Genomic DNA, 13,584 nt, shown 5'->3' on the forward strand with positions numbered 1-13,584 from the left:
TTGGACAGTGTGTGAAACTTTAATACTTAGATAAGTGCTATTTGTAAGCTTGTTAATAGGATAAATTTTCGATAATAATTACTGTTCCTCAACAGTTACATAAAAAAACTTGCCGAAAGTTTTAATTCTCGGCTAGTTAGTTGTGCGCTAAAACAACACTTAGAACTAAAGTTACTCTAAAAATTGATTAAATAAGGTAAAAATTATGACAAATATTATTGGAACCAACAGTAATGATACCCTCATTGGTGGTGCAGGGAATAACACCCTCGTTGGTGGTACTGGCAGCGATTACTTAGATGTTAATTCTTCAACAGGCAATAACCTTTTAGATGGTGGCGATGACAATGATACTCTCTCGGCTTTAGGTGACTACGATGTGGTGTCTGGTAATAACACCCTCAACGGTGGCGCTGGTAATGATAGCTTGAGTGCTGACAGTTCAGCAGGCAATAACCTACTGGATGGTGAGAATGGCAATGATTATCTTAGCGTCTCTGGTAGCTACTATGACCCAGAAGTATCTGGTAATAACACCCTCATCGGTGGTGTTGGTAATGATAGTTTGAGTGCTTTCTATTCAACAGGCGATAACTTTTTGGATGGTGGCGATGACAATGATTATCTTAACGTCAATCTTGCCGATGGTAATAACACCCTCAACGGTGGTCTTGGTAACGATTCTTTGAGTGCTAACATTTCAACAGGCAATAACCTGCTCTCTGGTGGCGATGGCAATGATACTCTTTGTGCCTCTAACTTCGAGGGCTACAGGTTTGATAACACCTCTGGACAAAATACCCTCAATGGTGGCGCTGGTGACGATTACTTGAATGTTAACTATTCACGAGGCGCTAATCTGCTCAATGGTGGCGATGGCAATGATACTCTCACAGGCTCTAGCTACGGCTACGGCTACGGAGGAAGGTGTTATACTTGCACTGGCAAGAATACTTTTAACGGTGGTGCTGGTGACGATAACTTGAACGTTGACTATTCATCAGGCCATAACCTGCTCTCTGGAGACGATGGTAATGATATTCTTAGTGCCTCTGGCTATGAGTACGACGAACAGGGCGATTTTGGCAAAGGAGTTTATCGCAGATCATCAGGAAATAACACCCTCAACGGTGGCGCTGGTACTGATAACTTGATTGTTAATTATTCAACAGGCACTAATTTGCTCTTAGGGGGTGATGGCAACGATACTCTTAGTGCTTATGGCGCATTAGGTAATAACACTCTTGATGGTGGTTTTGGTAATGATATCATCACGGGTGGCAACGGTAATGACACTCTAATTGGAGGAGATGGTACTGATACCTTTGCTTTCAATAGTTACAATGGGGGTGTTAATAATCTTTATGACTTCAACGCCACTAATGATTTGATTCAGGTATCGGCTGCTGGTTTTGGTGGTGAGTTAGTAACACCTTTAGTCTTTGCAAATCAGTTTAGCATCGGCACATCTGCAACCACTGCTACTCAAAGATTCATCTATGATAATGTTACAGGTGGACTGTTCTTTGATCAAGATGGCAGTGCCTCTGCATTTACTCAGGTACAATTTGCCCAATTATCTGCTGGATTATCACTAACCGAAAACAATTTTGTGGTTGTTTAATTCTAATTAGCACTCTATTACTTTAAGCACGGATTGCGAGGTGTTAAAAATAGCATCTCGCACTTAATTTATTAATAGACATCTTTGAAAACTGCATAAGTATCTCGGTGACTAATTCATGGAGTGCGATCGCCTAAATCTTTGTCAATAAATAAAAATTTAGATTCTATTAACAACAAACTGTTATTATTTACATGACGCAGCCACCTTGGTAATAATATGAAGAATATGTAAACTTATTATTTTCAACATAAATATTTAAGTAGCACGTTAGTATGTAATTATTGTCAAGTTATTTAGATTTTTCTTAAATCATTTGGCAAGTAATACTTACAAGCCTTTTTATATGCTGAATCTTCAAATATAAAGTGTTATCCCTTAACGGTGAGATAAAAGTATACCTAAAACTTAAATTTTCGGCGGCTTTTTGGTGTCCGAAAACAGTACTAAACTCAAGGTTGATAATTTAAGTTACTGAAAAAATTGATTTAGTCAGGTAAAAATTATGGCAAATATCGTTGGAACCGACGGCTACGACTTGCTACAAGGTGGAACTGGCAATGATACTTTCATTGGTGGTCAGGGGGATGATACGCTGACTGGTGGCGGTGGCAAAGATATTTTTATTTACAACTTGGGCGACGGCACTGATACCATCACTGATTTCGGTGGGGTAGGTAAAGGAACTAACCCGACAGCAGCAGTTTCTGCCGAAGTGGACACCCTAAAATTCCAGGGTGCAGGCTTAACTGCTTCAAATCTGTTGCTTACCCAGAATGGTAGCAATCTGGAAATTACCTTTGAAAACGACTTTAATAATACCAAAGTCATCCTGCAAAACTTTGCCCTAGAAAACCTGGATAATCTTAGCAAATCTACAGGAGCCACTGTAAACTTGGGCAATATTGTGTTTGATGGGCAAACTACTGTTAGTGACAGCTTTGATGTCTTCAATGCCAACTCCACCCAAAGCACCATCTTCAATAAGAACACAGTCACCTTCCTTAACGATCTCGACAATAATGTTAGCGGCTTTGACAACTCAAATGATGTCATTAATGGTCAGGGGGGCAACGACCGAATTGATGGCTTGAGTGGCAACGATTTGCTGCGGGGTGGTGCAGGGAATGATACTCTCATTGGTGGTGCAGGAAATGACACCCTCATTGGCGGTACGGGTAATGACTCACTCGATGGCAATAACCTGCTTTCTGGGGACGATGGCAATGATTTTCTTTCTGTCTCTGGCTACACAAGCTTCAGCTACCCAGACGACGTATACGACTCTCGCTCATCTGGCAAGAACATCCTCAACGGTGGCGCTGGTGACGATAGCTTGAGTGCTGAGGGTTCAACAGGTAATAACCTGCTATCTGGGGATGATGGCAATGATTCTCTTAGCATCTCTGGCTACTACAAAGGAAATGACTACCAAGACTACGACTCTCGTTCGTCTGGCAATAATACCCTCAACGGTGGTATAGGTAAAGATACCTTGAGTGCTGGGGGTTCAACAGGCAATAACCTGCTCTCTGGAGGTGATGGCAATGATTATCTCTCCATCTCTGGCTACTACAGCTACACTCCCAGCGACCCGCTTTCACCCCGCGACGTCTCCATCACATACGACTCTCGCTCCACAGGCAATAATACTCTTAACGGTGGCGCTGGGGACGATAACTTGAATGCTAGCAATTCAAAAGGCAATAACCTACTGGATGGTGGCGCTGGCAATGATTATATTTCCGCCTCTAATGCCTCTGGTAAGAACACAATCTATGGTGGTACTGGGAATGACACAATCTATGGTGGCAGTGGGAATGATATCCTTGCAGGTGGTTTTGGTAATGACACTCTCTATGGTGGCAGTGGAAATGATACTTTTGTTTTTAATAGTTTCAATGAAGGCATTGATAGACTTTATGACTTTAACGCCACTAATGAATTGATCCAGGTATCGGCTGCTGGTTTTGGTGGCGGATTATCACCAGGATCACTTAAGCCAAGTCAGTTTACCCTTGGAACATCTGCAAGTACTAATGCTCAACGATTCATCTATGACAATGCTACAGGTGGACTGTTATTTGACCAAGATGGCAGTGCGTCTGGGTTTACTCAGGTGAAATTTGCACAATTATCTGCTGGATTATCTCTAACCAACAACAATTTTCTGGTTGTTTGATGGTGATTAGAGTTTCATTTCTTTAGGTAAGTATTGCGAGGTGCTGAAAATTACACCTCGCATTTGGTAAATTAATGCAATTCAGTGCTAACAGAGAATAGATGTTGGGTTTAGTTTTTCAACTTTCGGTATGTGTGCGGATGATTTGCAAGTGTTCTTGTCTCAGGGTACGACAGAGCTACGTGACCACCGCAGGCATCGCTGCCATCAAAAAGGAAATGTGTATTTTTTCTGACTCGTTTAAACATTTGCCTACTGCTTTTTGCTTTCTTATCGTCTAGAAGCTAAAAGAATATGAAGAAGGTATAAAGCTCGACGCTTGTATATACATGTTGTCGGCAAATAAGGTGAAGATTATACAAAGATGCTTAGTTAAATATATAAATTTAAGTAAGATACTGACTGTGTAATTATTTTGAAAATATTCAGTCAGATGTTTTCTATTTTCAAGCTAGACATCTAAGAAGAATAGCCCAAAAGGAGGGCAAAAAAATATTTTTACCGCTCAATAGTCAACTGTTGACTATTTTATTTTCTAGTAGAACTTAGATTTGGCAAAAAACTAGATATGAAGAATGGCTTTTAGACATTTAATAGTCAGATTTTTTTATCATTATTACTCATTATAAATCGCTGAATAACGATGATGAAAAAGACTGAAATGGCCTATGATACCGAATGTACATGCTCATTAATTTGTACCATCATTAAAACTTAGATAGTCTAAGATAACTAGACAAATGCTACCTGAAAGCCTTTTTATATTGGGAATCTTCGAGAAATATTACTGATCCTCAAAGGTGACGGATAAAGTATGCCGAAAACGTCAAATTTCGATGATTTTTTTGTGTTATAAAACAGCACAAAAAGCAAATTGGCAACTTAAAAATTACTGAAAAAATCGATTAAGGTAGGTAAAAGTTATGGCAAATATCATTGGAACCAACGGTAATGATACTTTAGCGGGTAGTTACGAAGCGGACACGATTAACGGCCTTGCAGGCAACGATACTATAAAGATCATATATGGTAACGGTGGTAACGACACCTTGACTGGTGGAGGCGGTCAGGATAAATATATTGACAACGACGACGCTGACTATAATTCCCAGCGTAATAATATCATCACCGATTTTGGTGGCGTAGGTAAAGGGACAAATCCGACAGCAGCAGTAATTGCCGAAGTGGACACCCTAGAATTCCAGAGCGATGGTTTCACTGCCCAAAATTTGCTGTTGACCCAGAATGGTAACAATCTGGAAATCAGCTTTGAAAGGTATCCTTATCAAAGGAGGCTTTTTGGTGCAAAAGTCATCCTGCAAAACTTTGCTCTGGAAAATCTGGATAACCTGAGCAAATCAACTGGAGCCACTGTAGACTTGGGCAATATCCTGTTTGATGGGCAAACTAGCATCACCGACAGCTTTGATGTCTTCAATGCCAACTCTACTCAAAGCACTGTCTTTAAAAAAAACACAGTCACCTTCCTTAACGACCTGAACAATAACGTTAGCGGCTTTGACAACTCAGATGATGTCATCAATGGTCAAGGGGGCGATGACATCATAGATGGCAAGAGTGGCAATGACCTGTTGCGAGGTGGTATGGGGAATGACATCATAGATGGCGAGAGTGGCAATGACCTGCTACGAGGTGGCATGGGGAATGATACTCTTGTTGGTGGTGCTGGAGATGACACCCTCGTTGATGATACGGGCAATAATTCCCTTGTTGGTGGTATTGGTAACGATCACTTCGATATTCAATTTTCAACAGGCGATAACACCCTCAACGGTGGCAGTGGTAACGATACCTTGAGTGCTGAGGCTTCAAAAGGCAATAACTTACTCTTGGGGGGCGATGGCAATGATTCTCTTAACGCCTCTTACTATTTAGAAGGATACGACTATATTGACTCCACAGGCAATAACACCCTCAACGGTGGCGCAGGTGACGATTACTTGAATGCTGAGTCAACATCTGGCAACCTACTCTTTGGGGGCGATGGTAACGATACCTTGAGTGCTGGGGCTTCAAATGACACCCTCAACGGTGGCGCTGGTAACGATAGCTTGAGTGCTGGGGTAACATCTGGTAATAACTTACTCTTGGGGGAAGATGGCAATGATTTTCTCTCCACCTCTGGCTATTTCTACTCAGATAGAGGTGGCGATGGTTATGTGTCCTCCAAGGGCAATAACACCCTCAACGGTGGCGCAGGTGACGATACATTGCGTGCTGAGTATTCAACAGGCTATAACTTACTATCTGGGGGCGATGGCAATGATTCCTTCTATTTAAGCCCCACAGATACTGCCCTCTCTTCTTTAGTAACTCAAACGGTAGATGGGGGCAAGGGTGACGATTTGTTGTCCGTCGATTACACCTTAGCTAAAGGAGGTATCACAACGACCATCAATGCCACTACTAACATTGGCTCAATTACGGCGGGCGCGTATCAGGTTAGCTACAAAAATATCGAACGATTAAATATCTCAGGCACACAATATAATGACTTGATTGTTGGCAACGATGGCAACGATACGCTCTCCACGGGCAATGCTGGTAATGATACTATCGATGGGGGTAAGGGTGACGATGTGTTGTCCGTCGGCTACAAGAATTCTACAGAGGGTATCACAACGACATTCAATGTAACTACTAATATTGGAGAAATTACGGCGGGCACGAATCGGGTTAGCTACGACAATATCGAACGATTAAATATCTCAGGTACACAATACGATGACTTGATTGTTGGCAACGATGGCAACGATACACTCTCCACAGGCAATGCTGGCAATGATACGATAGATGGGGGTAAAGGTGACGATGTGTTGTCCGTTAGTTACAGCAATGCTAGCGGGGGTTTGACTTCGACTTTTGATGCTACTACGAACATTGGCTCAATTACGGTGGGCACGTATCGGGTTAGCTACAACAATATCGAACGATTAAATATCTCAGGTACACAATACGATGACTTGATTGTAGGGAACAATGGCAATGATACGATAAATGGCGGCTATAATAATGATGTGATTATTGGCGGTGCAGGTAATGATATCCTAACAGGTGCGGCTGGTAACGACACCCTAACTGGTGGCGCTGGCAATGATATATTTGTTTACAACCCGGCAGAGGGCACTGATATTATCACCGATTTCGGTGGCGTGGGTAAAGGCTCAAATCCGTCAGCAACGGTGATTACCTCCTTAGACACCTTGCAATTTAAAGATACTCCCTTCAGTGGCTTCCTTGGCTTCACTGCTCAAAATCTGCTATTAACTCAAAATGGTAACAACTTAGAAATCACATTTGAAGACGCTAATGCTGGTAATACTAATAATAAAGTCATTCTCCAAAACTTTAAATTAGAAAACCTGGATAATCTGCCAGCAACTTCTTCACAACCAGCTATTGGCAATATACTGTTTTATGGACAAACCAGCATCGCCGATAGTTTTGATGTGTTTGATGCTAATTCCACTCAAACTAGTCTGTTCAAAAGGAACACTGTTACCTTCCTCAATGACCTATCCAACAACATTACGGGTTTTGACAACTCCAATGATGTCATCAATGGTCAGGGGGGTGACGACATCATCGACGGCTTGAGTGGTAATGACCTTTTGAGAGGTGGTGCGGGAAATGATATTCTCATTGGCGGTGCAGGAAATGATACTCTCATTAACCGTGCAGGCAATGATACCCTTTACGGTGGTACTGGTGACGATAGCTTGAATGCTAGCAGTTCAATAGGCGATAACTTGATCTCTGGGGGCGATGGCAATGATTCTCTTGACATTTCTGGCCTCTACAGGTACAACGGCTCCTCCTTTGACTCTCGCTCTTTAGGCAATAACACCCTTGACGGAGGTGCAGGTAACGATAGCTTGAGTGCTAGCGGTTCAAAAGGTGATAACTTGCTCTTTGGGGGCGATGGCAATGATTTTCTTGACCTTTCTGGCGGCTCCGGCTCCGATTTCGGCTTCTTTGACTCTCGCTCTTTAGGCAATAACACCCTCAATGGAGGTGCAGGTAACGATACATTGAGTGCTAGGGGTTCAACAGGTGATAACACTCTTAACGGTGGCGTTGGTGACGATTCCTTGGATGTTGGTAATTCACAAGGCAATAATCTGCTCTCTGGGGGCGATGGTAATGACTCTTTTGCTGTACAGCCTTCATCTACTGCCTTATCTTCTTTAGTGACTCAAACAGTGGATGGGGGTAAAGGTGATGATTTCTTGTCCGCCGATTACACCAATGCTACTGGAGGAATCACTTCGACATTCAATGCTACTACTAACATTGGCTCAATTACGGCGGCCAATAATCGAGTTAGCTACAACAATATCGAAGGATTAAATATTATAGGTACAAAGTACAATGACAACATTGTAGGGAGCAATGGCAACGATACGATAATTGGGGGCAATGGTGGCAATGATACGATTATTGGCGGTGCAGGTAACGACTTCCTTTCAGGTGGGTATTTAGGTAATAATACCCTTTATGGTGGCGATGGCAATGACATCCTCTCAGCTAGTTTTGGTAATGACACTCTCTATGGAGGAGATGGAACTGATACCTTTCAATTCCAAATTTACAATAAAGGCATTGTTAATCTTTATGACTTCAACGCGACTAATGAATTGATTCAGATATCGGCTATTAACTTTGGTGGCGGGTTATCACCAGGTTCACTTCAGCCAAGTCAGTTTACCCTTGGAGTATCAGCAACCACTGCTGCTCAACGATTCATCTACAACAATGTTACAGGTGGACTGTTCTTTGACCAAGATGGCAGTGCGTCTGGGTTTACTCAGGTAAAATTTGCCCAATTATCTGCTGGATTATCACTAACCGAAAACAATTTTTTGTTTAATATTTAATCGTGGTTAGCGTGCCATTATTAAGGATCACGGCTTACGAGGTGCTATTTTCAGCACCTCTCATTTGATGAATCAATGCAATTGGCTAAAGTTGATTCCGGGCTTTAAGTTGCAGATATCGCTCAACTACCTGATCGGCAATTTGATTTGCTGGTGCATCTAGTACTAATACACCTTTTTGCTTCAATTGAGCATAAGCTACTTGTCGTTGCATTAATAAATCTAGTGCCACTGCACGGGCATAAGCATCTGTAACATCATCTGTGAAAGTGTGTGCTAAACGATCAACTTGCGGATCTCGCAGAGTCACACAAAAGGGCAGATAGCGGGGTGCTAGTTTGGAAAGTGCAGCTAAGAGTTCTGTAGAAGCGGTGACATCAATTAAGTCGGTAATCACCACTACCAGCGCCCTGCGAGTTTGACGCTGCACAACATTTGTCACTGCCCCCAAATAATCAGATTCAAATAATACTGGTTGAATTGGTGTTAGGCGATCGATTAGCTGATTTAAATGATGTTGACCGCGTTCTGGGGGAATCCACGTATGCATCTGGCGGTCAAATACACCAACACCGACGCGATCGCCTCGATGCAACCCCGCTAATGCTAAGGATAAAGTTGCATTCAAACCCCAGTCAAATCGCTGCAAATTCTGCACCTTTGCTGTCATTAATCGCCCGCGATCGAGCAAAATCAGTAAAGTTTGTTCCTGTTCGGGTTCTAAAACTCTCACCAGTGGCGTTGCATTATTATATGCCCCAACCCGACGGGCGGTAGCTTTCCAATCAATAAACCGCAAATCGTCACCAGTGCGATAGTTCCGCAGTTCGGCAAACTCTGTACCAATACCAGTTTTGCGAGATTGGCGGATTGATCCTGATGATTGCAATGTTAAACGAATTGTCAGCGATCGCAACCCAACCAAATCAGGATAAACTTTCACCGGCAAACTTTGGCTAATTTGCCAATCATCCCAAGCTAATCCCCAAATTCCTAACTGTCGAACTTGAATATTTCCCCAAGGAAACTCGCCGCGCTGTGTTGGGTTGACGGTATATGTCAATTCTTGAGTGGTATTACTGGGAATAATAGCGGTGAGTGTGGGTGCAGATATGCCAAACCCTGTTGGGTAGTAATCGCAGATTTCAATTAGGGCGTTGGCATTTGGCGATGTTACTTTTAGCACCACTGGATTATCCCGCCCAATAGATAATCGTGAGGGTAATTCGCGGGTAATTTGCACGCGAGAACGGCGTACCTGCAAACCATCTATAACCATCAATCCGAGAACGATCGCATCAAATAGCAAAATGATGGCGATCGCTGCTTTAATGTTGAAAAAAAGGCATAGAATCGGGGCGATTGCTATACCTAAAACCAACAATAAATAAACTCGTCTGGAAGGAACCATTTTTTAGAATGAAAACTTAGGAAAAGATTAGCTTAACCTACGTCATCATGGGCAAAGCGATTAAAGAGGAAATCTAAGGCATAATTACGTAGTTGGTAGTATTGTGGATCTTCCATAATCCGGGCGCGATCGCGGGGACGAGAAAAAGGAATTTCCATAACTTCGCCAATTTTTGCATGAGGCCCATTGGTCATCATTACCAATTTATCTGCTAAAAATAGTGCCTCGTCGATGTCGTGGGTAATCATCAGCACTGTACAACGGTTATCGCCCCAAATTTTCAGCAATTCTTCTTGTAATTCTTCTTTGGTGATAGCATCCAGCGCCCCAAAAGGTTCATCTAAAATTAAAACTTTCGGACGAATCGCCAAAGCACGGGCGATAGAAACCCGTTGTCTCATCCCGCCGGACATTTGCATTGGTTTCTTTTCCATTGCATCAGCCAATCCCACCATTGCTAAATGATCGCGCACGATCGCTCTTTTTTCAGCTTGTGGTTTGTTAGGATAAACGGCGTTAACAGCTAAGTAGATATTTTCAAAAGCAGTTCGCCAAGGTAGCAAAGCATAGTTTTGGAAGACAACCATCCTGTCTGGGCCTGGCTTGGTGATTGGTTCTCCTTCAAGTAACACTTGCCCGGAGGTGGGAAAGTTAAAACCGGATACCATATTTAATAGTGTCGATTTGCCACAGCCAGAGTGACCGATGACGCAAATAAATTCGCCCTGTTCTACGTTGAGGTTAACGCCGTCGAGTACGGTGAAGGGGCCTTTCTTTGTCGGATAGACTTTGGTAACGTCTTTAATTTCTAGGAAAGGTCTGTGATTGGTGGTTGTAGCGACGAATGGTTTTCCTAATGTGTTTGTAGCTGTAAAGTTACGATTTTGCATGGTATTTGGGGATTAAAAAGCTTAATGTGAAAGTTCAAAGATTCGTTGACTCAGAATTTGCATCAGTTCCCACGACCGCCTCAGAATGAATTCTGAGGCTTATAGCTAAAGTCTTCTAAAGAAGACTAAATGAAAGGGAGTGGGGGAACTAAGCCGCTTAATATCGAATGGAGTAAGGTTTTAAGCTGTTCGTCATCTAGTTTTACAAGGCAATCTAAGGCAGTAAAGTGGTTCAAGGCGCTAAATTATCAAATTTAAATGCGCGTCAGCTTAGTCCACTTAAGTGGACTTGGGCTATTAGCCTGAGAATTTATTCTCAGGCGATCGTAGGGACTGATGCAAGATATAACTTAACGGAGATAAAAGGTGGATTCATCCAGTTCAAAGACTCATTAACGGAGTTCAAAGGTGGATTCATCCAGTTCAGAGGTTTGCGCGTGATGTGCTACTTCTCCCACTCCCTCTTTCTCTCACCATTGTTTTATGATGCGAGTCTCCTTCTTGGTGCATCAAGAATAACTTCCGCGACTGAAAAATCACGTTTAATTTTCAAGTTGTTGAGATAAGCGATCGGATCGTCGGCGTTAAAGGGAGTACCATCGAACAGTTGAATCGGTTGGCGAATATAGCTAATATCCAAACCTAATTCTCGTGCGGCGGTGCTGAAAACACGCACTCGACACACCCGTTCCACAACTTCTACCCAATTTCTGGGGAAAGGAGTGTCACCCCAACGCGCCAATTGACTCATAATCCAAATTTGTTCGGTGCGACTAGGGCGGTTAATGGCAGACTCAGAATAAAACTGGTGATGGGCATAGTCCCGCAATGGATGATCTAAGTCACAGGTAAGACTATCTGGATCTTCGAGTTGAATGTATTCTAAATCAGTGCTGACATAATCTCGCCCTGCTAAAATTCGGCGAATTTCTTGAGTATTTTCGGGATTTGCACAATACACGCAAGCTTCTAACAAAGCTTTCGTTAAGGCGATATGCGTATTTGGATAATTTTCTGCCCAATCTTCCCGCACACCAAGAACTTTACCGGGGTGTCCCAGCCATACTTCTAAGTCAGTAGCGATGGTAAAACCGACATTTTCCACAGCCGCGCGATAGTTCCAAGGTTCGCCGACGCAGTAGCCATCAATGCTTCCGGCTTTTAGATCGGCTACCATCTGCGCTGGGGGAATGGTCTTCATGTCTACATCACTGTCGGGGTCAATTCCACCAGCCGCTAGCCAGTAACGCAGCAGTAAATTGTGCATAGAAGCGGGATGCACTACCCCCATTGTATGCCGTTGTTCGTGGGTGAGAATCAGGTGATTTCTGAAATCTGATAAGGTTTGCACACCTTGGTCATAAAAGCGTTTTGCCAAGGTAATGGCGTTACCGTTGCGAGTCATGGTAAGGGCAGTGACAACGGGTAGAGGTTGGTTATTATGTCCTCCCAAAGTTAGCCACATCGGCATCCCTGAAGGCATTTGCGCTGCATCTAAATAACCGCCACTTATGCCATCTTCTATACCCCGCCAGCTACTTTCACGCACCAGGTTAACTTCATCTAAACCGTGCTTGAGAAAGAAGCCTTTTTCTTTAGCAACAGCTAAAGGGGCGCAAGCTGTTAGAGGTAAAAAGCCAATTTCCAGGTTAACTTTTTCTAATCCATGACGGGCAACGTCGCCAGTTTTCCGCGCTCGAATTTTCTTGATGCGCTTCTGCTGATTGAGGAAGTAAATCATCTCACTCCGCAAGCTGTAGTAGCTAGGATGTTCTACTACTTCCATGCGCTTGCGGGGTCTGGGAATATCCACTTCTAAAATGTCGCCGATTTTAGATTCGGGGCCGTTGGTTAACATTACGATTCTGTCAGATAATAGCACCGCTTCATCTACATCATGTGTCACCATCACGGCGGTAACTTGATTTTCTTCGCAGATTTGCATCAGTTGTTCTTGCAAATTGCCGCGTGTGAGTGCATCTAATGCACCAAATGGTTCATCTAGCAAGAGTAATTTGGGACGAATCGCTAAAGCGCGGGCGATCGCAACTCGCTGCTTTTGTCCACCTGATAACATTCCCGGTTGTTTATCAGCATGAGGACGCAAACCCACCATATTTATATGTTTTTCGACGATGGCGTTGCGTTCGGCTGCGGATGAACCTTTCATTACTGAGTCCACAGCGAGGGCAATATTTTCTCTAACTGTTCGCCAAGGTAATAAGGAATAATTTTGGAACACCACCATCCTATCTGGGCCGGGTTTGGTGATTTTTTGTCCTTCGAGAGTGACAATACCTTCTGTAGGCAAATCTAAACCTGCAATCATATTTAATAGGGTAGATTTGCCGCAACCGGAGTGACCAATCAAAGAAACGAATTCTCCTTTTTTAATTTGGAGGTCGATTCCTTTGAGAGCGATATATTTGCCACCACCAGTTAATTCAAAAACTTTTTCAATTTGATCTACAGCTACGAACATAAGAGATAGGGAGTAGGGAGTGGGGAATGAGGGATGGGGGATGGGGGGATAGGGGATGGGGGATGCGGAGTGGGGATTAGAGATTAGGAAAATTCAT

At 43.0% G+C, this 13,584-nt stretch carries 5 protein-coding genes and 1 pseudogene; 3 read left to right on the forward strand and 3 right to left on the reverse strand.

Going from position 1 to position 13,584, the window contains the following annotated elements:
- Window positions 1–205 precede the first annotated feature (205 nt).
- From RMZ43_RS23240 to RMZ43_RS23250, 3 genes and pseudogenes are all read left to right on the forward strand, one after another.
- The gene (locus tag RMZ43_RS23240; RefSeq protein ID WP_322653616.1) at window positions 206–1,624 is read left to right on the forward strand and encodes a calcium-binding protein; all 1,419 of its coding nucleotides are present in this window, start codon (window positions 206–208) and stop codon (window positions 1,622–1,624) included.
- A gap of 505 nt (window positions 1,625–2,129) precedes the next feature.
- Window positions 2,130–3,806 (forward strand): annotated as a pseudogene (locus RMZ43_RS23245) (calcium-binding protein); the annotation flags it as partial.
- 923 nt (window positions 3,807–4,729) lie between these two features.
- Complete coding sequence (locus tag RMZ43_RS23250) at window positions 4,730–8,704, forward strand: beta strand repeat-containing protein (protein WP_322653614.1); 3,975 nt, start codon at window positions 4,730–4,732, stop codon at window positions 8,702–8,704.
- Between the two features lie 85 nt (window positions 8,705–8,789).
- Here RMZ43_RS23250 and RMZ43_RS23255 read toward each other — a convergent pair whose 3' ends face one another.
- From RMZ43_RS23255 to RMZ43_RS23265, 3 genes are all read right to left on the reverse strand, one after another.
- Window positions 8,790–10,115 carry a DUF58 domain-containing protein gene (locus tag RMZ43_RS23255; protein ID WP_322653613.1) on the reverse strand — a complete coding sequence of 442 codons (1,326 nt, stop codon included), beginning with the start codon at window positions 10,113–10,115 and terminating at the stop codon, window positions 8,790–8,792.
- A gap of 32 nt (window positions 10,116–10,147) precedes the next feature.
- Complete coding sequence (locus tag RMZ43_RS23260) at window positions 10,148–11,005, reverse strand: nitrate ABC transporter ATP-binding protein (protein ID WP_322648446.1); 858 nt, start codon at window positions 11,003–11,005, stop codon at window positions 10,148–10,150.
- Window positions 11,006–11,486: 481 nt separating this feature from the next.
- The gene (locus RMZ43_RS23265) at window positions 11,487–13,487 is read right to left on the reverse strand and encodes a nitrate ABC transporter ATP-binding protein (protein ID WP_322653612.1); all 2,001 of its coding nucleotides are present in this window, start codon (window positions 13,485–13,487) and stop codon (window positions 11,487–11,489) included.
- Window positions 13,488–13,584 lie beyond the last annotated feature (97 nt).

Source organism: Nostoc sp. CmiVER01 (genome assembly GCF_034531135.2).
Taxonomy (GTDB): domain Bacteria; phylum Cyanobacteriota; class Cyanobacteriia; order Cyanobacteriales; family Nostocaceae; genus Nostoc.